The organism is Methanosarcina vacuolata Z-761 (assembly GCF_000969905.1).
GTDB classification, from domain to species: Archaea; Halobacteriota; Methanosarcinia; order Methanosarcinales; family Methanosarcinaceae; genus Methanosarcina; species Methanosarcina vacuolata.
Genome location: NZ_CP009520.1, coordinates 1,314,512 through 1,339,604, shown reverse-complemented (window position 1 = coordinate 1,339,604; position 25,093 = coordinate 1,314,512). Strand labels below are relative to the sequence as shown.

Genomic DNA, 25,093 nt, shown 5'->3' with positions numbered 1-25,093 from the left:
TCTGGCCCTGAAAGAAAAGCTTCTTGAGATCAAATCCGCATTTATGGCCTATTTTAAAGAGCGAGAAACCGAGATCAATGGCTCTCTTCTTGCTGTGCTGTCCGGGGAAAACCTCCTTTTTCTCGGGCCGCCTGGAACGGCAAAAACCCAGCTTGCAAAAAATATCTGCCAGTCAATCGAAAGCGGAAATTTCTTCAATTATCTCCTGACGAGTTTTTCCACCCCTGAAGAGCTATTTGGCCCACTCTCCTTAAAAGCCCTGGAAGAAGACGAGTTCCGCCGGAAAATCGATGGCTGTCTCCCAACTGCGCATATTGCTTTGCTGGACGAGATTTTCAAAGCAAGCAGTGCGATCCTGAACAGCCTCCTGACAATCCTCAATGAGCACAAATACCATAACGGCAGAGAACTTGTAGACGTGCCTCTGCTTTCGGTTTTCGGGGCATCTAATGAGCTTCCTGACGAAAACGAAAGCCTTGAAGCCCTTTATGACCGCTTTTTATTCAGGTACAGGCTCTCCTACATTCAGGATGATGAAAATTTCCGGGACCTCCTTTTCAGGAGCCCTGACGAATTCGAACCTGCTGCAAGCCTCAGGGTTTCCGCAATATACGAACTCCGAGCACGTGCAAAGGATATGCCTGTTGACCCTGACGTTGAGGTCATTATAACTGAACTTAGAAAGAGCCTTCAGCTCCAGGAAATTGAAATTTCGGACCGGCGCTGGAAAAAAGTTATTCAGGTCTTGAAGGTTGCAGCCTGCAGCAGCGGATGCCCGACAGTGGACAGGACAATGGTGCTCCTGCTTCAGCATATGCTCTGGAATTTGCCCGAAGAGCGGGAAACCATAAGAAAAATCGTCTTTGAGTTCGCAATTTCAGGTGGAATTAGCACGGAAAAACTTCGCCAGGAAGCCGAAGACCTTCAGGCTGCGATCAGCATCGCCCTGAAAAACGAACTCCCTGTAAAAATCATCTGCGACAGTTGCGGAGAAGAATTCCGGCTGAGGCAGGAAATCGAAACCCACCATATTTCCCACCCGAATCACAGCTATACTCTTAAAATGGAAGGTCCTTCAAGGATCTATCCCTATGACAACCTTGTGAAAGAAATTGATTCGCTCCAGGAAGCCGCTGGAAAAACGAACACACTGTCCCAGGCTCAGAAAGAAGTTTTTGAAACTGAATTGAAATCCCTGTCCGATCGTGTGGAACGTATAAAACACAGGCTTGAAGCAGAGCGGGAACTTCTCAAAAACTTGATGGATGCAAATATATGGCTCTCGACGCTTGATAGAAACGAAGCTCTGCTCCTGCACGATACCCGAAGTACCGAACTATCCGAGCTCAATGATCTTATCTCAAAAAGCCGGTTAATGCTCGGAATTCATAGTAGGCAAGCACAACCTGAACCCCAGTCTGAACTTCAGCCTGCAAAAGAAGCAGGAAAAAGAGAAATGGAAAAAATTTCCGTATCCGATTCGGGCAGCGGTGTCAATAGTTTCATGAAAGGAATTGGCTCCCGATTTAAGTTCAGATAAAAAACCCGGACTAGATAGCTTAAAACCAGGTATCTTTAAACCAGGCATCTTTAAACAAGAAAACCTAAAATCAGACAATCAAAATGAGGTTTTGATATGGAAGGCTCTAAGGATTTCCCAAATAATCCAGGTGCAGCCTCATATGAAACTTACTCCTTTTCAGAAAATAAAGCCTCAGGAAACAAAGGCTTGCGGGATTTGCTTCTGCTCCAGAATCATACTGCGACCGTGCTGGAACGTGATCTCAGGAGCACAATAGCCTTTCCTCGAACTATCCCCCGCCCAATGCGAGAAAAAATAGCTGAAATCATAACCCTTGAGATTCTCTTTGGCCAGCCTTATGAGATTAAGGACCCTGAAAGGTTTATTGAGACTTTCGGAGCTTTTTACCCAATCCTTCTTACTCTGAGAAACTCAAAACCCTGGCCTAAACTCCGAAAAATTGCAAAAAAAAGCAGAGGAGCCGGAATTGCAGGCTTGAAAATCCTCCTGCCTCTGATTTATGAGATCATTGAACGCGTTTCAGAATCAAACAGCATTTCAGGTTCAGGATATCTTAAGGAACTTGATGCCGGAATGGCTGAGATCCTGAGGCAATTTGAAGAAATCCTTAAAGAAACCCTCCTCATGTGGGGGAATTCGGGATCTACGGAGTTTTCAGGCAGGAAAGACTGGGCAATTAGAAATTCCGGAGAATTTGTCCTTGTTGATGCTGTTTTAGCATTCATGCAGAAAGGCGGGTACCAGGAGTTTCTGGAAAGAGTTATGGAAGGGCTATACCGTAGAATGAACGAATTCGTTACGGAAATGGAAGAAAACCTGGAGCTATTTGATACCCTTGCCCTGCTTTTTCCCCAGCGTAACTGGAGTTATTCCGTAAAAGAGCTTAAAAAAGAGCCATTCTATGTGCAGCTTAAAATGCTTAAAAACTATTCGGCCTTCTTCGAAAAAAGCCCTGACCTGAAAAAAATCATAGATTTCATAGGCAGGCGGGAATTTGATCCGCCCTCGGACCGCATACGCATTTCGCCTTTCGGAAAAAATCGGATTCAGACCGTGCGCTTTTCTGACTCTATCAATAACCTGCTGCCCATGGAAGCCGCAAAACTCCTGAATCCCTCCCTGAAAAAGAAGTTCTATGCGGACATGCTTGAAGGAAAACTCCTGAGCTACCAGCTCCTCGGAAAGCACTACACAGGCCCTCCCCGTATAAAACCCAGAGGCCCGATGATCGTGCTTGTGGATACCTCCGGGTCGATGCACGGAGCTCCCCAAACTTTAGCTAAGTCTGCTGTGCTGGCTATGGCAAAAAGGATGCTTTCTCAGCAGAGGGACATGAAAGTTATCCTTTTTGCCTCGACAAGCCAGCACCTGGAAATCGAACTCAGCAGCAGGAAAAAAATGTCCGAAAAGTTCCTGAATTTCCTTCTCTATACCTTCGGCGGAGGAACTGACTTCAATACCGCCCTTGCTTCAGGCCTTAAGTCCCTGAAAGAAAAGGATTTTCAGGGTGCAGACCTGCTCTTTATAACCGATGGCAAGTCCGAAGTTTCTGACGAACTGGTCCTGGCCCACTGGGAAGAAGCAAAAAAGAAGTATAACGCAAAGGTCTATTCGCTGATCGTAGGCAGCAGCGGAGCAGGAGGGCTATCTGAAATCTCGGATTATATTTATTTTGTAGAAATGGAAATGGATTCTGAGGGCAGCAGTGAGTTTGTGAGACTAATCAAATTTACAGAAGAGAAAAACACGAAAGCTACAGATTCCAATAAAGCAAGAAGTTAAGAAAAGATTACGGCTCTTCGCTATTCTCTATGGGTAAGATGATTTTCAATTCAAGATCGCATTGGTTTTTATGAGGACGTTATGCGGATACCCACACAAAACAACGAAGAGCCAAGATTACTAAGAAATAATTACGAAGAAAAGGTTAAGAAGAAAAGATTAAGAAAAAGATTAAGAAAAAGGTTAAGAAGAAAAGGTTAATTAAGAAAGGGTTGAGAACTCTTTCTTTTCGATTTAATTTCCAACATTAGTTCCGCAATGAAATATCAGATAGGTGACATTTTATCTGCAGTTTCTGACCCCGCACCTTTTTTTGAAGAATATTTACTTTCTTTGAAGATTTTATAGATCCTTAGAAGCAGGAACCCGGACAGCATAAATGCCAGAAAGTCCGCTGCCGGAAAAGCTGCCCAGACTCCATCCAGTTGGTATAAACGGGGAAGGAGAACAACAGCAGGGATCAGAAAGAGGAGCTGTCGGCTAATGGAAAGAAGGAAAGCGGGTTTTGCTTTTCCCAGGGCCTGATACAGGGTTGAAGTAATTACATTCATACCTATCAAAGGCGTTCCGAGCACCATAATCATTATAGCATTTTTCCCAAGCTCCAGATATTCCGGATCTGTACTGAATAACCCGAGAAGTTGCTCTTTTAAGAAGTAAATACTAATCAATCCAAGGAGCCCAATGGTCGTTGTCGCTGAGAGCGATAATTTTACAGCTTCGGCTATCCTTTCATATTTTTTTGCTCCGTAATTGAACCCGACAACCGGTTGCAGGCCAAAGGCCATACCCAGGAGGGTCATGAAAATGAAGGAATTAATCTTCATTACCACACCAAAAACGGCAATTGCAACGTCTCCTCCGTAAACTGCAAGTGCATTATACACGAAAATCATCATGACACTGTTTGAGCATTCCATTACAAAAGATCCAGTACCAATAGCCCCAATTTCCTTAATGATTTTCAGGTCTGGTTTCAAGGTTTTGGACTTGAAGCGTACAGCCCCTTTTCCTTTAATATAGTATAGCAAGAGCCAGATCGAAGCTATTGTCTGTGATATTACGGTTGCAATTGCAGCGCCTTCAACACCCATCCCGAAACCAAACATGAAAACTGGGTCAAGGAAAATATTGAGGCCGCCTCCTACAAGCATAGCATTCATTGCAAGACGGGCATTTCCTTCAGACCGGACAATATTCTGAGTAGCCACTCCAAAGACAAAGACAGTTCCTCCCAGTATTATATATTTAAGATATTCTCTGGCATAGGGCAGAACTCCAGGAGTTGCTCCAAAAACCTTCAAAATAGGATCAAGATAATAAAGGCAGGGAACGGCTATAAGCACACTTAATATTAAACTCAGGGAAAAAACATTTCCAAGAACTCTTTCGGCTTTTTCATTTTCCTGGGCTCCAAGGGCACGCGAGATTATGGAAGAACCACCTGTCCCGAGCACAATCCCAAAAGCCATGATTATCATCTGAATTGGAAAAGCTATCGAAAGCCCGCCTATAGCCTGGACACTGTCTGCTCCATAGGCCATTCCCACGAAAAAAGTGTCCACAACATTATAGATAGCCTGCACCAGCAATCCGATGACAATAGGAATTGAAAGCTTAAACAGAAGCTTTCTTATGTTATCTTTGCCAAGAAACTCACTTTTTTCATCCATATTTTTCATCTCAACCGTTTTTCATCTCAACCGTTTTTCATCTCAACCGTTTTTCATCCATATTTTTCATCTCAACCGTTTTTTATCCTTATTTTTCATCTCAACCGTTTTTTATCCTTATTTTTCATCTCTACCGTTTTTTATTTCATGCCATCAGGCCTGTCCGATGGAGTCTCGACCCCAGGCTCAAAAAGTTTAATCACAGCTTTATGAATGAGTAGCCTGAAAATTTTTTTTTCTTCAAAGGTAAAATCCGAAAAGAGAAGATCCATGAAAGAAGCCTGCTTTTTAAAAATTATAGATCTCATTTCCTTGCCTTTATCAGTCAGGTAAACCTTGTAAGCTCGAAGGTCTTTTTCGTCCCTTTCTCTGTAAACGTAACCTTCTTTTTCCAGATTATGGATCGCTCTGGCAATTGTTGCTTTGCTCACTTTCAGGGTTTTTGCAATGGTTTCCTGTGATACTCCATCTTTGTGGTACAAAAACAGTAAAAACTCAAACTGTCCGCTTCCGACCCTGTAAGCTTCGAGTTCCTTTGCCATGTATGCCAGATTGCTCCGGTAGGTGTGGGCAATTGGACCTAATATTTCTCTAGGGTCTATTTCCTTTAAGTTAATTTCTCTAAAATTTTCCATAAATTTATCCTTCACATTTTAGGAACTGAGTGATTGGTGTCGAAATTGAAGGTATTGAAGTGATAGTTGCATATAAAACAGATTTATTGCCTGGAAGAGTTTATTTTTTGATCTTGTATAGCCCGTACTTCACTTTTTATGAGTCTGGACATTTTGTACGGATATGATATATATGCGTTAAATCGTTCCATATGACACTATCAGAGGCTTAATAGATTTATGAGTATATAATAGTTTCGTATGAGACGAAATTAAAACGATAAATAATTACTTTTTAGATAAAATATCTAAACAAGAATAAACAATAAAGTTAGTATTTTTGAAGAGTTTGCATTAATTGAGACTAATTGTAAACTAGAGGGAAAGAACATTAAAAACAACATCTTTAGCCTTAGATAATGGTGGTTTAAGTGATAGTACCTCACAAAAAAACAATGAATAAAATCAATAAAATTTTACATTTGTGCATATAGCATAATATAGAAATTAATCCAATTTTCATAGATTACAAAAACATATATCAGTTGCTTAAGAAACCAAATTAAAGATATCAATTTACAAATTTATCAACCGGTTAAAGCAATCTTCCGGAATTAGTAAAAATACTAAATGATGAAATTATAGTAAAAAACACACGATACTAAAAAACACACGATACTAAAAACACACAAAGCCTGCTTTGCCCGTAAAAATTAACTATATGTCCAGGGTTATTCAAGATTTCATTTAATCTTTACCTCCTGGATTTAGAGGATCTATTATGAAAAGCAAAATCACGAATAATGCAGTTACAGCCCAGGTACCCCAAAAAAACGGATTTATGGCAATTTTCAGGAGTGCACCTATGATCACTAATATAACTCCCAATAACAGCAAAATTTGGGTCCTTTTACTCAACTGCTTTCTCTCCAGTTATCCATCTTTAAAATAAGCCAGTTTTCAAATAGGATCAAGGCAATAAAATTAGTTTTCACAAAATCTCGATACAAAAAAATAGGGAATTAAGAAAGGAAACTGACCCTTTTTTCCATTTCCTTTCTATTCCATTTCCTTTCTATTCCATTTTAATTTCTTTTCCGTTTATTCATATCTTAGTGCATCTACTGGTTTTAACTTTGAAGCCCTGTATGCAGGGACTACTCCTGAGATCACACCAATTAAAACTGCCAGGCCAAGCCCCATAGCCATTAGGTCAGGAGCAAAGTATATGCTTGAACTCCCTCCTCCTCCCATCATCTGCAAACCCAGCATAGGGAAGAGAGTTGAGACACAAGCTCCAAGAACATCTCCAAGGATACCGCCAACAAGACCCACCATTGCGGAATTAAAGATGAAAATCATGAGGATATCCCTGTTTTTTGCCCCAATGGCTTTCATAGTCCCTATTTCCTTTGTCTTTTCCAGGACAGAGGTAAACATGGTATTGGCAATCCCGACAGCTCCCACAAGCAGGGACACAGCTGCAATGGCACTAAGGAAAAGCGTCATTGAACTCGTCATTTCAGTGACAGACTCTGCCATAGATTTAGAAGCTGAAACCGAAAAGTCTCTATCATCATCACTGACAATGTGCCTTGAGATCATGAGCTTATCCACAATATCTTCGGTCAGGCTGTCTACTGCATCTTCACTCTTAGCTTTTATAGAAATGGAATCATAAACACCATTTTCTGCATCATCGATCAGGGTTACTGCTCCATCGATAGGCATGTAGATACTTCTGTCACCTTCACCTTCTTCTGACAGAATCCCAACAACACGCACTGCTTTACCATTTATAGTTATTACCTGGTTAACTCCGATGTCCTGATCATAAATTCCACTTGCAACGCCACTTCCGATGACTGCGACATACTTGTCAGATGGCTCGAGCAATCTTCCGGACTGTGTCGTTAAAGTGGTCATATATTGCCAGACCTGTGGGTCTACACCTGTGATTGAAAGGGTTGCATTTTGCGCTGCATATATCACTGGCACACTGCCGCTAATCTCTCCTTCTATATATGATATATTATTCAACCCTCGAAGTGCCGCAATATCCGTATCAGTTAATTCAACATCTGTTGTCGTACCTCCCATTCCTCCGGGCCCAGGCATATTCGAGGATGCTTTGGTATAACCCGGGCTTATTGTAATTTTTGTCAGATCCATCTCGGAAAGCCTGCTCTGAACCTGCTCTTGCATAGCGTCCCCGAGGGAGAGGATGCCAACAACAGATCCGATCCCTATAACTATCCCGATAATGGTCAGCCAACTTCGGAGCTTACTGTGTACTAGCATGTTCAGACCCATTTTCAGGTAGGTTGATTGTCTCATCTTGCATCCTTCCATTTGCTAGTGATACTGTTTTTTAGATCTTCTGGTCTTCAGGCTTTTTGTACCCGGCTTTTTTTGCTTTCATTGCCTGTATCTTTTCGTGTATCTTCCTGCGATAAACGAATACTCCACCTGCAAGGACAAGCAGGCCGATGTATGGCAGGTAAGAACTAATTCCAGCGCTACTACCTGGGCCTCCCGGGCCTCCTGCTGCAGTCATATTTCCTGATGTTGTAGTCTCGAGATTAACTTCTTTAGTAACAGTTTCCCTTTCCCCTTTTGCATCCGTATACTCAATCTGGACCTTCAGTGGATCGGAGGAACTCATAGAGGTTGAGCTTGCACCGTTAGCACTATCTTGTGAAGAATCTGAAGGTGTTCCTGGGCCATTTTCGGTTGTATTTCCTCCTGCACCACTCTGTGAATTCGAAACATCAAATGAAGCAATTGTGTAATCTCCTTTCTCCAGATTTCCTACAATTGTTGACGAACTTCCTGAAACTTTGTACCCATCTTGATCTGGAATGGATACTTTCACAGCATATGCTATGTTATTACCTACATTTGCAACTGAAAAGGAAGTCTCTCCCGCACTAGTTTCCGAGAATGAAACATCGAAATCCGTTGTTCCTCCTACAAAAAGTCCTGCTGTGGTCTGAATATTCTTCGAATTAGAGTCAGCATCTTCATACGAAAGATTCACATTCAAGGTATAAAGTCCCGGATCAGCATTCACATCTGCCATTACCGAGTAAGAAACGGTTACTGATTGACCTGCTTCCAGATATTTGATGTGTTTTGTGTTATCAGAGTATACAGGCAAAACCACGCCTTTAGGATCAGTCCAGGAGAAAACCAGGTTTTTCAAAGGTGAAGTCCCTGTGTTCGTAACAATAAACTCTAGAGGTTCTTCCTTTGCTATATCAATATCAGCCTTACTTACGGTCACAACCTGAGCATATTCTTTACCCTGAACTTCTAACTGAACTGTTTTTGTAGTAGTGTAAGTCTTTTCATCAGACCCTGATCCACTCGTATAAGTGGTGACTATATCAAGATCATACGTGCCTTCAGATGCGTTGGAATCGGTCATGAGTTTGAATTTAAGAACTCCAGCATCATCATCTTCCTGTCTTGCATTTAGATAAGAGATACTTTTTTCAAGGTCTTCTCCGGAAAGTTTACTGAAAGGATATTCCGGATTGAGTGTAACCTTAATGTCTTTGAGGTTATTGTTTCCTATATTCTGCACGCTGAGAGTAAGTTCAACAGGCTCTCCAGGCCTGGCAGTATCAGGGTTTTGATTAGTTACATTTACCTGCACAGCGGCAGAGTTTATGTTACCGTTTGATGCTCCCAACGCTGTGCCTGCTCCCAGGCATAGGAACGTTGAAAGCAGTAGTAAAAATGTTAGCAAAGAAAATTTTCTCATTTTTATTCCTCACTCCAGATCTGGTTCTTTTTTTATACTTGGTTCATTTTCTGTATTTAGTTCGTTTTTCGTATCAAGTTCGTTTTTCGTATTAGGTTCATTTTTCGTATCAAGTTCGTTTTTCGTATCAGGTTCGTTTTTCGTATCAGGTTCGTTTTTCGTATCAGGTTCGTTTTTCGTATCAGGTTCGTTTTTCATATCAGGTTCGTTTTTAGAACGGGTCTCGATTTTTTCAATCTCACCGTCTCTTATGTACACAACCCTTGTTGCATATCTTACAAGTTCGATGTCATGAGTAACAATAATAATCGTCTTACCGTCTCTTTGGTGAAGCCCATCCAGAAAATCCAGAATATAATCACCAGTCTTACTGTCCAGGTTTCCTGTAGGCTCATCTGCCAGGATTATAGGCGGGTTTACAGCCAGGGAACGGGCTATTGCAACTCTCTGCTTCTGTCCGCCTGAAAGCTGGGAAGGGAGGTTTCCTTTCTTATTTGAGAGTCCGACAATGTCAAGCAGATATGAGGCTTTTTGTCGGGCCATTTGTCGATCATCTTCCTGAAATTCCATCGGTAAGAGCACGTTTTCTTCTGTACTGAGTGTGGAGAGGAGGTTAAAGCTCTGGAATATGAAACCAATCATCTGTCCTCGGATAATGGCGAGTTCGGATTCGTCAAGTTCTGAGATATCTTTAGAATTCAGGCAAACAGTGCCTTTTGATGGTATATCCAGGCAGCCCAGCAGATTCATCATCGTACTTTTTCCACTTCCACTGGGACCAAGAATGATCAGAAATTCACCTTCGTAAATTTCAAGATTTATTCCTTTAAGGGCTGCAAATTCAACTTCCCCCATCTGATAAATTTTCCAGACATTGGTCAGTTTGATAAGAGGTTCATCTTTGTTTTGAGATATCCTTGCCGCTTTGGAACTGCTAGTAGCACCGTTTTCGGAATCAAAGTAAGGATTGATTTTTAGATCCTCTTCGGAATCACTCTCAGATGAACCAGTAAAACTCGCTGCTTCTTCAAGCGAGTTTATAATTTTTGAGGGATTCAATATCGTTTTAAGAGAATCTATTATTCCAGTGAGTGTCATACAAAACCTCTAAAAGTTAGTCATATTTGAGCTTGACCTTTTCAAAGTAGCTTGAGTTTTTATTTTTCTGATGCATGATTTCCATCGTTTCCGTGACTGATTTTATGATGCAGTCGAAAAGTTTTTTGGTAAATTTTAAAGACTGAAATTCTATTTTCAGGTTGATATTAAATGTCCATTTTAGGAGTTATTTTTATGAGTTATGCTACGGCCTATCTGCCTAGTGGGTATAATCGGGTCTAATCAGATCACCTATATGATCCAATTAGACCTGTGGCTTGATTCGTTTTTGAGGCACCATCGAAATGAATAGTACCTCATTTTCTGGAGTGTAGGCTTTTTGCTGGCTGCCTCCTTTCGTTATTACAATGAGGAACACCTGGTTTTCAAGTGATAGACTTGATGTCCCTTGTGGCGAGGTCCTGTTTTTGGGTGTTCCGTTTCAGTTTTTACTTTTCCACTGTAATTAACTAAATTGAGCAACTCTTACATGGGGTTGAAAACCTATCTGAGATAGGTGTCTGAGATGGGCAAAACACCTGTCTTATATAGGACATTTTATTTTCCAGCCGCTCAACAGGATTGGAGGCAACCGATCCCCTCATTGGCGTTTAATAATATAAGCATACTTAGCTAAAAACAGGGAAATCTAGAGAATTAATTTATCAATGAAGCTTTTCTAAGAGGTATTTTGTTAATTTAATCTTTAATTCTCCGTTAAACGTTAAATAAATTCTCAATAAAGTATTATTCGTGGGAAATTTTTTTTCAAAAGGAGCTTAAGGCCTAAAATAAGAGACATTTCTTTTGACCCTGACAAATATTCCGAATGGCTGCTCAAAAACAAAGAGAAATGTCCCTGAAATTAAAATCTCAGGACTCATTCCAGTGTCGCGTCAGGTCTCAATTGCGGGATAAAGAGGTCGTATACATGAGTCACGGATCAATTATGAAAAACGAGCACCTTTGCCTGTTTTTTTAAAAAAAATATAAAAGAACTTCCAAAGGTTATGACTTTTAACAACCTATACCACAACCTTTTTTCCTTGCTAGCAGAAATCCACTGATTCCAGTAAAGCAAATAATGAGAAAGGGAATCAGCCCTTCCTTTTCTGTTTAGTCCTTCCTTTTCTGTTTAATCCTTCCTTTTCTGTTTAGTCCTTCCTTTTCTGTTTAGTCCTTCCTTTTCTGTTTAATCCTTCCTTTTCTGTTTAGTCCTTCCTTTACTGTTATTCCTTCTGTTTCCATTTACTCGTACCTTAATGCATCCACAGGCTTTAATTTCGAGGCCCTGTACGCTGGTACTACTCCAGAGATGACTCCTATCAAAACTGCAAGAGTCAGGCCTTCAAGCATCAAAGAAAAGCTTACTCCGCTACCCCCTCCAGTCATATCGCCCCCCATCATCATCTGGAGCCCAGATGAAACAAAGGATCCCAGAACAACTCCAAGGATACCACCAACAAGGCCTACCATTGCGGAATTAAAAAGGAAAATCATAAGGATATCCCGGTTTTTTGCCCCAATGGCTTTCATAGTCCCTATTTCCTTTGTTTTTTCAAGGACAGAGGTAAACATGGTATTGGCAATGCCTACGGCTCCCACAAGCAGGGAAACAGCTGCAATGGCTCCCAGGAAAAGCGTCATTGAACTCATCATTTCGGTAACAGACTCAGCCATGGACTTTGAAGCTGTCACGGAAAAGTCCTGGTCATCTTTCTGGATAATGTGCCTTGAGACCATGAGCTTTTTTTCAATATCATCCGTTAGTTCGTCCACAAGATCTTCATTCTTGGCTTTTACCGTGATGCTATCATAAACATCGTCTTCGGCATCCTCAATAAGATCTACTGCTCCATCGATTGGCATGTAGATCCTTGAGTCATCTCCCATGCCTTCTTCTTCCAGGATTCCGACAACTCGAACGGATTTGTTGTTCACTGTTATTACCTGATTGACTCCAATGTCGTGGTCATAAGTTTCACTGGCAACACTGCTTCCTATGACTGCAACATACTTATCAGCCGGTTCAAGCAATCTTCCGGATTGTGTTTTCATAGTAGTCGTATACTTCCAGACCTGAGGGTCAACACCTTTAATCGGGAGGATTGCAGTTTCTCCTGCATATTTAACCTCTTCACTGCCGGAAATTTCTCCGGATATATACTGTATACTATCCAGACCCTGGAGTGCATCAATGTCATCGTCCGTCAATTCGGAATCTATCGATGAAACACTTCTCATACCAGGAGGACCACCATTTACATTGGATGATGCCTTGGTATACCCCGGGCTTATTGTAATTTTTGTCAGATCCATCTCGGCAAGCCTGCTCTGAACCTGCTCTTGCATGGCGTCCCCTAAAGAGACAATGCCAACAACAGATCCGACTCCTATAACTATCCCGATAATGGTCAACCAACTTCGGAGCTTGCTATGCACAAGCATGTTCAGACCCATTTTCAGGTAGGTTGAGTTTCTCATTCTGCATTCTTCCTTTGTTTGGCTCTCAACCGTTGCGCCGGTTGATAACGCCGATAGGGCTTGGGGATATTCATAAAACTCAAACGGTTCTTGGGGTTTTCGATCAACCCTTTTTTGAAAATGATTGTGCCACAACCGTTGCGCCGGTTGATAACGCCGATAGGGTTTGGGGATAAGTTCATAAAATTCAAATGTTTTTCGGGTTTTCGATCAACCCTTTTTGAGAAGGCTTGTGTTTCTAATCCCATGTGTTTCTAATCCCATGTGTTTCTAATCCCATGTGTTTCTAATCCCATGTGTTTCTAATCCCATGTCCTGTATTTGTTAATGATGATATCTTCTGTGATGCTGCTTATTCAGACTTTAGGAGTCTCAGGGGTTTTTTTCCGGATTACTTATTTTTTCTGCCCTGCAGTTTTTCCTTGATTTTCTTCCTGTATACGAATGCTCCTCCTGCAAGAGCTATTATCACAATATAGGATAAGTATGACCCAAATCCACTACTCTTATTGCCTGACCCTCCTGATCCCTGCGCAGTCATGTTCCCGGAATCCATTTCGAGCTTTACTTCTTTATCAACCTTTATTCGTTCTCCTTTTGCATCCGTATATTCAATCTGGACTTTCAGAGGATTAGAATCCATGGAAGTAGAAGTTACATTTTCGCCTTCATCGCTGGACTTTATATTGTCGGATGAGGATTCCGCATTCATAGCATCCTGCTGTGTACTTGCAATGTTAAAAGATGCAATTGTATAGTCTCCTTTCTCAAGGTTTCCTACAATTGTTGAGGAACTTCCTGAAATCCGGTACCCATCCTGGTCAGGGATCGAGACTTTAACGGAATACGCCATGTTGTTTCCTACATTTGCAACTGAAAGAGAAATTTCTCCCTGGTCACTTTCCGAAAAAGAAACATCAAAGTCGGTTTCTCCACCAACGAAAAGCCCTGCTGTAGTCTGTATACTTTTTTCATTTGAATTATAGTCTTCAAAACTGAGGTTTACGTCCAGAGTATAGAGTCCAGGGTCTGCATTTACATCTGCCATTACCGAGTAAGCAACTGTTACAGAGTCTCCTGCAGCCAGATATTTGATGTACTTTGTGTTATCCGAATATACTGGCAAAATTACCCCTTTTGGGTCTTTCCAGGAAACCACCATGTTTTTCAAAGGTGAATTTCCGGTATTTGTTATTATGAATTCCAGAGGCTCTTCTTTTGCAATGTCAATACTTGCCTTATTTATGGTAACAATCTGAGCGTATTCCTTGCCCCTTACCTCGAGATGAATGGTTTTTGTAGTGGTAATCGTGTTTGACGAGGAGCCACTTTCTTTAGCAGTAGTAGTAATATCGATATCATATGTGCCTTCTGAAGCATTGGCATCTGTCATAAGCTTGAACTTAAGGACTGCTGCATCGTCATCATCCTGCCGTGCATTCAGGTAAGAGACCTTTTTTGTGAGGTCTTCTCCGGAAACCTTACTGAAAGGATATTCAGGGTTAACCGTGACAGCAATATCTTTCAGGTCAGCGTTTCCTGCGTTTTGCACGCTAACAGTGAGTTCAACAGGTTCTCCCGGACGGGCAGCATCAGGGTTTTGATTTGTCAGGTTTACCTCCAAATATGCAGATTTTATATCACCATTAGAAGCAAGTGCTGTTCCAGATCCGAGGCATATGAATACTGAAAACAACAGTATAATTTTTAGCAAAGAGAACTTTTTCATTTTAATTCCTCAACTCCGATTTTCTTCATTTTTCGTACCTCGTTCGTTTTTCATATCTGGTTCGTTTTTAGGACGGGTCTCGATTTTTTCAATCTCACCGTCTCTTATGTACACAACCCTTGTTGCATATCTTAAAAGTTCGACGTCATGAGTAACAATAATAATCGTCTTACCGTCTCTTTGGTGAAGCCCATCCAGAAAATCCAGAATATAATCACCAGTTTTGCTGTCCAGGTTTCCTGTAGGCTCATCTGCCAGAATTATAGGCGGGTTTACAGCCAGGGAACGAGCTATTGCAACTCTCTGCCTCTGTCCGCCTGAAAGCTGGGAAGGGAGGTTTCCTTTCTTATTTGAGAGTCCGACAATGTCAAGCAGATATGAGGCTTTTTCTCGGGCTATTTTTCTATCCTCTTCCTGAAATTCCATAGGTAAAAGCACGTTTTCTTCAGTATTGAGGGTTGGAAGAAGATTGAAACTCTGGAATATGAAGCCAATCATTTTTCCTCGGATAATGGCGAGTTCGGATTCATCAAGTTCTGAGATATCTTTAGAATTCAGGCAAACTGTGCCTTTTGATGGCATGTCCAGACAGCCCAGCAGATTCATCATCGTACTTTTTCCACTTCCACTGGGCCCAAGAATGATCAGAAATTCACCTTCGTAAATTTCAAGATTTATTCCTTTAAGGGCTGCAAACTCAACCTCCCCCATCTGATAAATTTTCCACACATTGATTAGTTTGATAAGAGGCTCATCTTTGTTTTGAGAGATCTTTCCCCCATTGGAATTATTAGCATCACTGTTTCCGGAATTAAAGTATGGATTGTATTTTAAATCCCCAACTGAGCCATTCTCATCAGCACCATTCTCGGATTCTTCATAGAAACTTGCCTTTCTTTCTAGCGAATCAACAAGTTTTGAGACATTCAGTTTTGATTTGAAAGAATCTATTATTTCAGTAAGCGTCATACATATCCCCTAAAAAGTTAGTTGCCTCTGAACTGAATTTTTTCAAAGAACCTGAATTGGATTTTCTTTTTTTATAATATACGTTATTCCATAAATTATTTTATGATGATCTGAAGACCCTTTCTTATGACCATAACTGAAGACTCTTTTTGTTACCGGACATGAAGACTTTTGTTACCGAACATGAAGACTTTTGTTACCGGACATGAAGACTTTTGTTACCGAACATGAAGACTTTTGTTACCGGACATGAAGACTTTTGTTACCGGACATGAAGACTTTTGTGACCAGGCATGAAGACTTTTTTGATATGAAACGAAAACTCTTTTTTGAACTGTTATAGATTAGGGCTTACGCAGTTGAACTGAAAAATCAACCGCAGCAAACCGTTAACTGTTTAAAACAGAACCTTAATCCACAGTCTCTGCTGTAATTGATTCTGTTTCTCAAGTGCGTATAGTCCTAGTGAACTGTTATAGATTAGACATTTTATCTGTAATTTCTGATCCTGATGCTGTTTTTGAAAACTCTTTATTTTCCTTGAAAATTTTATAGACCCTGAGAAGCAGGAACCCGGAAAGCAGAAATGCCAGAAAGTCCGCTGCCGGGAAAGCTGCCCAGACTCCATTCAGTTGATAGAACCGGGGAAGGAGGGTAACAAGAGGGATCAGAAAGAGAAGCTGCCGACTAATGGAAAGAAGGAACGCAGGTTTTGCTTTTCCCAGGGCCTGGAACAGGATTGATGTGATCACATTCATGCCTACCAGAGGCATCCCCAGAAGCATGATAGTCATAGCTTTTTTTCCGATCTCCAGATATTGCGGGTCTGCACTGAATAAGCCGAGAATTTGTTCTTTTAAGAGTAAAATGATCAGAAGGCCAAAAATTCCAATAGTTGTTGTCGCTGCGAGCGATAATTTCACAGCTTCGGCTATCCTTTCATATTTTTTTGCTCCGTAATTGAACCCGACAACCGGTTGCAGGCCAAAGCCCATACCCAGAAGAGACATGAAAATGAAGGAGTTGACCTTTATTATTACACCAAAAACGGCAATTGCGCTATCTCCTCCATAAGTTGCAAGTGCATTGAACACAAAGATCATCATGACACTGTTCGAGCATTGCATTACAAAAGACCCAATACCAATAGCCCCAATTTCCTTATCAATTTCCAAATCGGGTTTCAAGGTTTCTGATCTGAAATGAACTGCCCCTTTTCCTTTGAGGTAGTACAGCAGAAGCCAGATCGAAGCTATTGCCTGTGATATTACAGTTGCAATTGCAGCTCCTTTTACACCCATTCCAAAACCAAGCATAAAAAGCGGGTCAAGGAAGATATTGAGGCCGCCTCCTACAAGCATAGCATTCATTGCAAAACGGGCGTTTCCTTCAGACCGGACAATATTCTGAACAGCCACTCCAAAGACAAAGACAGTTCCTCCCAGTATTATATATTTAAGATATTCTCTGGCATAGGGCATGACACCAGCAGTTGCTCCGAAAACCTTCAAGATCGGATCAAGATAATAAAGACCTGGGATGGCTATAAGCACACTTAATATTAAACTCAGGGAAAAAACATTTCCAAGTACTCTTTCGGCTTTTTCATTTTCTCGGGCTCCAAGAGCACGTGAAATTATGGAAGAACCTCCTGTCCCAAGCACAATTCCAAAAGCCATCACCATCATCTGGATTGGAAAGGCTATCGAAAGTCCGCCTATGGCCTGGACGTCATCTGCCCCATAGGCCATTCCCACGAAAAAGGTGTCCACTACGTTATAAATAGCCTGGACCAGCATTCCGATGACAATGGGGGCTGAGAGCTTAAACAGGAGCTTCTTTATGTTATCTTTGCCGAGAAACTCACTTTTTTCATCCATATTTTTTTTATCTCCACCGTTTTTCACCTCAATCATCTGACCTGTCAGATGGAGGCTCGAATCCAGGCTCAAAAAGTTTAATAGCAGCTTTATGAATGAGCAGCCTGAAGATTTCTTTTTCTTCAAAGGTAAAATCCGAAAAGAGGATCTCTGTAAAAGCCATCAACTTTTTAAAAATTATATTTCTCATTTCTTTTCCTTTTTCAGTCAGGTAAACCCTGTAAGCTCGAAGGTCACTTTCGTCTCTTTCCCTGTAAACGTAACCTTCTTTTTCCAGATTCTGGACTGCTCTGGCACTTGTTGCTTTGCTAACTTTCAGTTCCTTTGCAAGAGTTTCCTGGGATACTCCATCTTTGTGATACAAAAACAGTAAAAACTCAAACTGTCCGCTTCCGACCCTGTAAGCTTCGAGTTCCTTTACCATGTAAGCCAGATGGCTCCGATAAATGTAGGCAATAGGGCCTAATATTTCTCTTGGGTCTGTTTCTCTTAAGTTTCTGTCTCCTGGGTCTTCCATAATTTTATCCTTCACATTTTATGAGCTGGATGGTTTGTTTATTAATACACCATTGTGAAAATCGTTACAAATGAAACTGATCCGACCTCTATAGGCTTGTGAGGTATATAATAGTTCCGAATGAAACTAAAATTAAATGCAAAATAACTGGTGTTAGTATATATACTCAGACGGGAAGTAACTTTTATCCCAAGAATAAATATTTATTTACAGGTTTTCTATAGCAAATGAATTTCTTTAAGGTGAAAAAATGGGAAGTAAAGACCTGATACAGGATCATCAGCAGATAGAAGAGATTCTCTCAAAGGCAAAATTCCTTCGTATAGCCCTCTCGGACTCAGACAAACCTTACATTATCCCAATGGCTTTTGGATACAAAGATAACAAAATTTATCTACACTGTTCCCGCGAAGGAAAGAAGATCGATATCCTTAACAGGAACCCCAGAATCGCTTTCGAAGCCGATGCCGAAGCTGAAATCATCACCAGTGAAGACATCTGCAAATATAATGTCCGTTACAGGAGTGTTGTAGGGAACGGACAGGCACGGTTTGTTGAAGACTATGATGAAAAAGTAGAGGGGCTTACTATCCTTTCCGAGCATTACGGAAAAAAAGGGCCTTTTGAGTTTGAAGAATGGAAAGTTAACAGGCTGTGTATAATTAAGATTGAGATTGAAGAGATGACAGGAAAGCAGCATGGATTTTAACTGAAACAGCAAGATTTCTGTAAAAATCAATCGGTTCTTCAATTTCTGCTTCTATTTTTCTGCTTCTATTTTTCTGCTTTTTATTTTCTGCTTCTATATTTTCGGATTTGAAATTTTTTAATATTTATATGAGCAAGTTAATACATTTATGAAATATTTATACCAGATGATACGCAAAAGCACTTAAAACCAGCCTGATTAAAGAAAAAACAATCGAAATCATTGAAAAGGCTACAAGATATACGTTTAGAGCCAGTATTTCAGCAAAAAGGCCGGAAAAGTCAGCATTGAAAAAGAGAGCAACCAGATTTATCAGCAAAATGAAAAAGAGTATGGTTACAAAACCCCTGCCTGCTCCTTTAAGGTCTTCTTTGCTCAGGGCCATATGTGAAGAGATTGCGATTGCCAGGGCAAAATAAATCCAGAAGTTGAGAGAAAACAGGTTTTCTAACGAGAATATGCTTTGAAAGAGACCTGCGGTAAGGGCGAAGATTTTTGTCAAAATATACTGGTCCGGCTGAGCGGGCACAAGGGTAAGATAATCGGCAACCCTTGTAAAAGAATCCGGCAGCAGCAGTTTCATGCCGATGATAAGAGCTATGGTCCCGCTGAAGATCGGGCCCATGCCTATGAAAAAGTTTCCTATATTCTGGTAGAGGCTTTTCGGGTTCCAGCTGTGGTTGACGTATCCAAGGGTTCCGTCCTTTTCCTTGTGGGAAAACAGCTTGAGTTTAGTTATTTTGTGCCTGAATACATAGCACATCAGCAGGTGGCCAAGTTCGTGAATCGGAGTGCCTATCCAGGCTGTAACCAGAATTCCTTTCCTGCCAAAAGCTCTCTGGACGTAAAAGTTAGCCCGGTTCTCAAGAAGGCCGAGTATCATCCCGACAAGAATCAGAGAGCCTGTGACATAGAAGGTGTCAAACAGGCTTACCCGAAAAACAGTAAGAAATGTATTTTCCATTTTGGACTCCTTTTTATAACTTCAGGAGAAGTTTTGGCTTTGAATTGACCTGGGATTGAATTTCACAGTTAGCTTACAGGTCAGCTTACAGATCAGCTTATAAGTCAGCTTACAGGTCAGCTTATAAGTTAGCTTATAGGTCAGCTTACAGGTCAACTTATAAGTTAGCTTATAGGTCAGCTTACAGGTCAACTTATAAGTTAGCTTATAGGTCAGCTTACAGGTTAGCCTATAGGTTAGCTTTTTATAATAAAGTGGTTGAAGAAAATATAAACTTCGCGCCAGTCACATACAAAATAAAAAAAGCTGAAAGAAGTTTGAAAGAGTGAAATACATTATTTTTCAGGAACAGTAAATGGCTACATCCAATAATCCTTTTCATAAAATTCCAAGATCTTCCTGGCCTGCAAGATCAAACCAGACAGGGTTTTTGTCTTCAGGGTCGCAGTTATAGTTTATTGTTATTTCTTCGTCTTCCTGAATATCTCTTATACAAACATATTTTAAAAGGCTGTTATCGAAGTCTTTGTAATACCTTGCATTCGGGTTGTATGAGTGATTATAAAGAGAACCATAGCCCAGCGCGATAGCTGCATCTTTTGAGTCAGGACCCCAGGCGAAATAATAATTATAGAGCTGGGTAAGCTCAAGTGAGTCTATCTCTTCAGCAGGTAAAACTATGACAGGACAGGTTTCTATTACCTCTCCTTTTTTAAAATTCCGCTGTGCAAACACACCTCTACCTTTTCCAGGTGAGTCTTTAACACTTATCGATAACATATGACCGTATCCCATAAAATTTAAAAATTACCGGCAAACTGTATTATTATGTATAGAAAGATGTAATTTATAGGTTTCCCTTCAAAATTCTTTAAAATATAGGAACAGAGTCCTTTTTGGTTTTCGAGAATAGAGAGCATAAATCACTTTGTTTCAATCCAGGCATGAGTCCAGGTCTATCCTCTGGATTACCTGATGAGCTTTCCTCCAAGTCCTGGCCTTGAAAACAAAAAAATACAGAGGTGAGTTAAAAAGTTCTTAGCGGACCTTTGCTTTTAATGAACGACCTTTTTTTGGGTTCGGTCCCAGCTCCAGGGCTCATCAAGGATATTGACATTAACCTTTTCTACCCCTTCCGCACTCAGGACTTTTCTCCGGATCTGTTCCTTAAAATACTCGATCATAGGGCAGGCGCTTGTTGTCAATACAAGGTTTACGTCTACATTTGGTCCGTCGACTATTACTTCCTTTACCAGTCCCATTTTGACGATATCCATCCCCACCCCAGGGTCGACCACGTCTTTTAGCAGGGAATAAATTTGTTCATCCTTAAGCGCTGCTCCTTGTGGAGTTTTTCCATGTCCGGAAACTAACTCTTCATGCGCCTGGAACTTGTCTTCTAGCCTGCTCAGCCGGTCAAGTATCTGGCTTATTACAATAAGTCCGGGATCAGGCAGCTTATCATGGTCAAGTTGACCTGCAGAAACCGAAGGATGTGTTTCTGCAATCCTTGCAGGGACTCCCACAACAGTAGCTCCGGCTGGAACTGGCCGGATCACAACCGAGCCGGCGCCTATTTTAGCGCCCCTTCCAACAGTAATTGGGCCAAGTACAGATGCTCCTGAACCGATAACTACATCACTTTCAATAGTTGGATGACGCTTTACCTTTTCCAGAGCTGTCCCGCCTAACACAACTCCCATATATATCAAAACGTCATCACCTACCTCAGCCGTTTCTCCAATCACAACCCCGGACCCGTGGTCTATGAAAACTCGCCTTCCAAGCTTTGCCCCGGGATGGATTTCAATACCTGTTAACATCCTGGAAATGTGAGAGAGCAGACGGGCCAGAAAATAAAAATGTCTCTCCCAGAAAAAATGAGATACCCGATGTATCCAGACAGCGTGCAGGCCCGGATAGCAGCAGATTACCTCAAGAGTAGACCTTGCTGCAGGGTCTTTCTTAAAAACAGTCCTGATATCTTCCCTGATTCCCATTCGAAATCTTCCGGTATTAATTGTCAAATCAATCGGTCGGCCAGCCTCAGACAAATCAGTCAAACTGTTGCCGAGAAATCAGTCAAACTGTTGCCGAGAAATCAGTCAAACTGTTGCTGATAAATTGGTCAAAAGTTGCTGACAATCAGTCAAAGAGGTCAGTGCTCAAATAACGTTCTCCCGTATCCGGCAAGATAACAACAATCGTCTTCCCGCTCATGTCGTCCCTGGCTGCGACCTGCAGTGCAGCATAGGTAGCAGCGCCTGAAGATATGCCTGCAAGGATGCCCTCTTCCTTTGCCAGACGCCGGGACGTGGCAGCGGCGTTGTCTCCGGTTACCTTGATCACTTCATCAACAAGATCAAGCCGGAGTACATCAGGAATAAAACCTGCACCGATACCCTGGATTTTATGTGGTCCAGGGCTTCCCCCGCTGAGCACAGGAGATTCGGCAGGTTCGACTGCAATCGCCTTAAAAGACGGTTTCCGTTTTTTTATTACGCTGGCAATGCCTGTGATAGTTCCACCTGTTCCCACGCCTGCTACAACAACATCCGCTTTACCATCAGTATCTTTCCAGATTTCTTCAGCTGTTGTCCGTCTGTGAATTGCTGGATTTGCAGGATTCTGGAATTGCTGGGCTATGAAGTAAAGTGAAGGATCGTCAGCAGACATCTGTTCGGCTTTATTAACTGCTCCTGTCATTCCTTCCGTTCCGGGGGTTAGAACCAGCTCTGCTCCCAGGGCTTTCAGCAGTTTTCTTCTTTCTACTGTCATTGTTTCAGGCATAACCAGTATGAGCTTATATCCACGGGCAGCGCAGACGCAGGCGAGTCCGATACCGGTGTTGCCGCTGGTTGCTTCAATAACAGTGGTACCTTTTTTGATTTTCCCTTCAAGTTCGGCTTTTTCAATCATCGCCAGCCCTATTCTGTCCTTCACACTTCCCATAGGATTAAAGGATTCGACTTTAACTAAAACATCCGCATGTAGACCTTCTGTTATGCGGCTTAACCTGACAAGAGGAGTATTACCAATTGTCCAGGTTATGTCGGAATATATTTGCCCCATACTTTTACCGTCTCCTGCAACTTACTTTTTTCAGGTTTCATGTATTTTAATTTGTATAGATTATATTAATAAGAATATATTAATTAGATGATATTAACTCGGTTGTATTGTAAGCTGCCAATAACGTATGTTTTTACACTCAAACCTTTTCAGGCCTCATTACAGTTTATCGGATGATTTTTCAATCAGCCTGGATGGTATTTTGAGTGGTCAGTCCTGCTGCAATATACAGCAAGATACGTCAACATACAGACAATTCATAGTAAATTCACAATTGTGAAATTAATTTTATGTTTAATATAGTTATCGAGAAGTTCCCATACTGAAAAACCGTATTTAAGAACAAAAAAGAATCCGGCAGCCGAATATAAAAAATACTCAAAAACTGGAAAGAAATGAAAAAACTGAAAAAATTAAGAAACTGAAAAAATTAAGAAACTGAAAAAACAGTAGAAGGACTAAAAACAATAATAGAGCTCTGAAAGCAGTAGATATATTGATAAAATCCTGCTTTATGCTTCAGATTTTTCATTATCGCCCGCTTTGTCTTCTGTTATATAAATGGCTTGCTCTTCCTTGACACATCCACTATTACACTTATTTTCAATTTCTCTGGCACTTACACAGATCTCACAGATTCTTGCTACAAAATCGCTGACTTTGTTATCGATAAGGTCCTGAGCAAGCTTTTCGATCAATTCTTTCGTCTCGCCCTGAAACTCAATCCTGTAGCCTCTTTTTCCCGAAATGTACTGGGAAACTGCCGACGGGGCAATCCCCAGCAACTTTGCAGACGCTGCCTGTGACTGTCCTTTTTTTACAAGTTCGATTGCGAGACTGGCCCTTATTGCAGGGACCAGATCCCACACAATCTTCTGACACGGAGTTTCCATAATTACCATCACTTTTTGAGATTTTACACTTAAAAGAGAATATATTTTATGTACATATATATTATTTTCAGTAACAAAAATAATAATAAGATCCTCTGCCTGTCCTTGAAGAAGTAAAACTTACAAAAAAATGGCTTGACTTATAACAATTTGTAAAATTTCCAAAAGTTCTGAGATTTCTCCTGCATGTATCTCTAAGTTTTTCTGCAAGATTTTACAATAAAACTTAGACCGTCACACTTGTTATAAATATTCACAGTTGAGAAGGTGCGGGTGTGACCATTGAAAACAAGACCATTTACATGGACAACTCTGCTACAACACCTGTAAGAAGAGAAGTTGTCGAAGAGATGCTTCACTACCTGACCGAGAATTTAGGAAACCCTTATTCTATCTGGTTAAAATGAGATTGAGCAAAATAAGTTTGAGCAAAATGAGATTGAGCAAAATAAGATCAAAGTGAGACTATCTGTCAAAACGAGATTGGAAAATCAGTTAATCATTGAAGAAATAAAAAAGCTTAAAGCCAAAAGGAAAACAGTTCGGCGGCCGTAAAAGACGAGACAGGTATCTGCTGCACATCGGCAAACTCGACAACTGTGGCAAATTCAATTGGAAACCGAGAGATGATATTTATTCCGGACAAAAATCTGGAAACCTTTGTATCCTTTATAGGGCTCATGCCGTTGAAATACCGAAAGCCTCATATTATTAAAAATCTTATTCTATTTTTGTGATTCTCTAAAAACGTACGGAGTTATGGACATAAACCCACCTAAATGTTAATGGCATTGACTACATTAATATTTTCATTGCGGCTTCTAACGTTTTTAGCTGCACTGAATATATAAAGAAGAAAAATGGCATTTCCTTGCAAGGTTAAAAAGTAACCCTTTGATAAGAGCCCTGAAAACGAAGGAAATGTACCACTTGAAACAGTAGATATTCCACCAAAAGGACGTGTGGTTCACCTCAAAGCATATGGATTCGTAAAAGTGTTTCGGATGGTTCCAAAAGCGGAGACAAGAAACACTGGGTTACAGATGTACAGGAGATGGATGAATCAAAACGTGAAAACCTGGCAAAAAAAGTCATGGAAAATTTAGGAATATCATAGGGGGATAAAGCAGTTTTGTGGTGTGGAAAAATGCCAGGCATGAAAGGAAGAGTTACAAAGAGCACATATAATGTTCTCATTAAGAGCTTTCCTCATAATAGAATTACAAAGAATCAAAAGTGGAATATTCTGGTTTGAAAATAATATGAAAATTAGAAGAGTGGCAGTGACAGCATATTTAAAGAATCTTATAAACATTGCAAATTAAAAAATATAGTTAAAAATTGAGAAAAATGATATGCTAGGAGCCAACTGCATAACTTTTATGAAATTAGGGAGA

At 40.8% G+C, this 25,093-nt stretch carries 20 protein-coding genes and 3 pseudogenes; 6 read left to right on the top strand and 17 right to left on the bottom strand.

Annotated elements, in window-relative coordinates; all coding sequences use genetic code 11:
- The first annotated feature begins 43 nt into the window (after nucleotides 1–43).
- The gene (locus MSVAZ_RS05720; protein WP_232316227.1) at nucleotides 44–1,540 is read left to right on the top strand and encodes an AAA family ATPase; all 1,497 of its coding nucleotides are present in this window, start codon (nucleotides 44–46) and stop codon (nucleotides 1,538–1,540) included.
- Nucleotides 1,541–1,636: 96 nt separating this feature from the next.
- A complete protein-coding gene (locus tag MSVAZ_RS05715) occupies nucleotides 1,637–3,325 on the top strand; it encodes a vWA domain-containing protein (RefSeq protein ID WP_048119131.1) in 1,689 nt (562 codons plus the stop codon).
- 266 nt (nucleotides 3,326–3,591) lie between these two features.
- Here MSVAZ_RS05715 and MSVAZ_RS05710 read toward each other — a convergent pair whose 3' ends face one another.
- The 12 genes and pseudogenes from MSVAZ_RS05710 to MSVAZ_RS05660 form a co-directional block, all read right to left on the bottom strand.
- A complete protein-coding gene (locus MSVAZ_RS05710) occupies nucleotides 3,592–4,998 on the bottom strand; it encodes an MATE family efflux transporter (RefSeq protein ID WP_048123737.1) in 1,407 nt (468 codons plus the stop codon).
- 140 nt (nucleotides 4,999–5,138) lie between these two features.
- Nucleotides 5,139–5,633, bottom strand: a complete 495-nt coding sequence (locus MSVAZ_RS05705) for a MarR family winged helix-turn-helix transcriptional regulator (RefSeq protein WP_048119128.1) — start codon at nucleotides 5,631–5,633, stop codon at nucleotides 5,139–5,141.
- Between the two features lie 726 nt (nucleotides 5,634–6,359).
- On the bottom strand, nucleotides 6,360–6,485 hold the full coding sequence (locus MSVAZ_RS21505) for a hypothetical protein (protein WP_255351968.1): 126 nt from the start codon (nucleotides 6,483–6,485) through the stop codon (nucleotides 6,360–6,362).
- A gap of 228 nt (nucleotides 6,486–6,713) precedes the next feature.
- Complete coding sequence (locus MSVAZ_RS05700) at nucleotides 6,714–7,949, bottom strand: ABC transporter permease (RefSeq protein WP_048123736.1); 1,236 nt, start codon at nucleotides 7,947–7,949, stop codon at nucleotides 6,714–6,716.
- A gap of 34 nt (nucleotides 7,950–7,983) precedes the next feature.
- Entirely contained in the window at nucleotides 7,984–9,381 is a 1,398-nt protein-coding gene (locus MSVAZ_RS05695; protein ID WP_048119125.1) for a COG1361 S-layer family protein, read from the bottom strand.
- A gap of 186 nt (nucleotides 9,382–9,567) precedes the next feature.
- Nucleotides 9,568–10,479 (bottom strand): annotated as a pseudogene (locus tag MSVAZ_RS05690) (ABC transporter ATP-binding protein); the annotation flags it as partial.
- Between the two features lie 1,248 nt (nucleotides 10,480–11,727).
- Nucleotides 11,728–12,963, bottom strand: coding sequence for an ABC transporter permease (locus MSVAZ_RS05685; protein ID WP_048119123.1), 1,236 nt, complete (start codon nucleotides 12,961–12,963; stop codon nucleotides 11,728–11,730).
- Nucleotides 12,960–13,211: a hypothetical protein gene (locus MSVAZ_RS05680; RefSeq protein WP_048119121.1), complete on the bottom strand. Its 252-nt coding sequence runs from the start codon at nucleotides 13,209–13,211 to the stop codon at nucleotides 12,960–12,962. The genes MSVAZ_RS05685 and MSVAZ_RS05680 overlap by 4 nt, the downstream gene beginning before the upstream one ends.
- Before the next feature lie 143 nt (nucleotides 13,212–13,354).
- Entirely contained in the window at nucleotides 13,355–14,692 is a 1,338-nt protein-coding gene (locus MSVAZ_RS05675; RefSeq protein WP_048119119.1) for a COG1361 S-layer family protein, read from the bottom strand.
- 9 nt (nucleotides 14,693–14,701) lie between these two features.
- Nucleotides 14,702–15,661, bottom strand: coding sequence for an ABC transporter ATP-binding protein (locus MSVAZ_RS05670; RefSeq protein ID WP_048119117.1), 960 nt, complete (start codon nucleotides 15,659–15,661; stop codon nucleotides 14,702–14,704).
- 473 nt (nucleotides 15,662–16,134) lie between these two features.
- Nucleotides 16,135–17,541 (bottom strand): MATE family efflux transporter, encoded by a 1,407-nt coding sequence (locus MSVAZ_RS05665; RefSeq protein WP_048123734.1) that lies wholly within the window; start codon nucleotides 17,539–17,541, stop codon nucleotides 16,135–16,137.
- A 28-nt stretch (nucleotides 17,542–17,569) separates the two neighbouring features.
- A complete protein-coding gene (locus tag MSVAZ_RS05660) occupies nucleotides 17,570–18,058 on the bottom strand; it encodes a MarR family winged helix-turn-helix transcriptional regulator (protein WP_048119114.1) in 489 nt (162 codons plus the stop codon).
- Between the two features lie 250 nt (nucleotides 18,059–18,308).
- Here MSVAZ_RS05660 and MSVAZ_RS05655 point away from each other — a divergent pair, with 250 nt between their 5' ends.
- Nucleotides 18,309–18,767, top strand: a complete 459-nt coding sequence (locus MSVAZ_RS05655) for a pyridoxamine 5'-phosphate oxidase family protein (RefSeq protein ID WP_048119112.1) — start codon at nucleotides 18,309–18,311, stop codon at nucleotides 18,765–18,767.
- A gap of 157 nt (nucleotides 18,768–18,924) precedes the next feature.
- Here the strand turns inward: MSVAZ_RS05655 and MSVAZ_RS05650 are convergent, their stop codons facing one another.
- From MSVAZ_RS05650 to MSVAZ_RS05630, 5 genes are all read right to left on the bottom strand, one after another.
- Nucleotides 18,925–19,731: a hypothetical protein gene (locus MSVAZ_RS05650; RefSeq protein WP_048119110.1), complete on the bottom strand. Its 807-nt coding sequence runs from the start codon at nucleotides 19,729–19,731 to the stop codon at nucleotides 18,925–18,927.
- Nucleotides 19,732–20,109: 378 nt separating this feature from the next.
- Nucleotides 20,110–20,526 carry an SET domain-containing protein gene (locus MSVAZ_RS05645; RefSeq protein ID WP_232316226.1) on the bottom strand — a complete coding sequence of 139 codons (417 nt, stop codon included), beginning with the start codon at nucleotides 20,524–20,526 and terminating at the stop codon, nucleotides 20,110–20,112.
- Between the two features lie 260 nt (nucleotides 20,527–20,786).
- Nucleotides 20,787–21,731, bottom strand: coding sequence for a serine O-acetyltransferase (gene cysE, locus MSVAZ_RS05640; protein WP_048119104.1), 945 nt, complete (start codon nucleotides 21,729–21,731; stop codon nucleotides 20,787–20,789).
- A gap of 145 nt (nucleotides 21,732–21,876) precedes the next feature.
- A complete protein-coding gene (gene cysK / locus MSVAZ_RS05635) occupies nucleotides 21,877–22,803 on the bottom strand; it encodes a cysteine synthase A (RefSeq protein ID WP_048119102.1) in 927 nt (308 codons plus the stop codon).
- Nucleotides 22,804–23,315: 512 nt separating this feature from the next.
- Nucleotides 23,316–23,696, bottom strand: coding sequence for a transcriptional regulator (locus tag MSVAZ_RS05630; RefSeq protein WP_048119100.1), 381 nt, complete (start codon nucleotides 23,694–23,696; stop codon nucleotides 23,316–23,318).
- Between the two features lie 275 nt (nucleotides 23,697–23,971).
- Between MSVAZ_RS05630 and MSVAZ_RS21500 the strand changes: the two genes are divergently transcribed.
- The 3 genes and pseudogenes from MSVAZ_RS21500 to MSVAZ_RS21925 form a co-directional block, all read left to right on the top strand.
- The gene (locus tag MSVAZ_RS21500) at nucleotides 23,972–24,103 is read left to right on the top strand and encodes a hypothetical protein (protein ID WP_255351967.1); all 132 of its coding nucleotides are present in this window, start codon (nucleotides 23,972–23,974) and stop codon (nucleotides 24,101–24,103) included.
- 141 nt (nucleotides 24,104–24,244) lie between these two features.
- Nucleotides 24,245–24,433: pseudogene (gene nadA / locus MSVAZ_RS19295) on the top strand (quinolinate synthase NadA); the annotation flags it as partial.
- 112 nt (nucleotides 24,434–24,545) lie between these two features.
- Nucleotides 24,546–25,021 (top strand): annotated as a pseudogene (locus tag MSVAZ_RS21925) (IS701 family transposase); the annotation flags it as partial.
- Nucleotides 25,022–25,093: the final 72 nt, after the last annotated feature.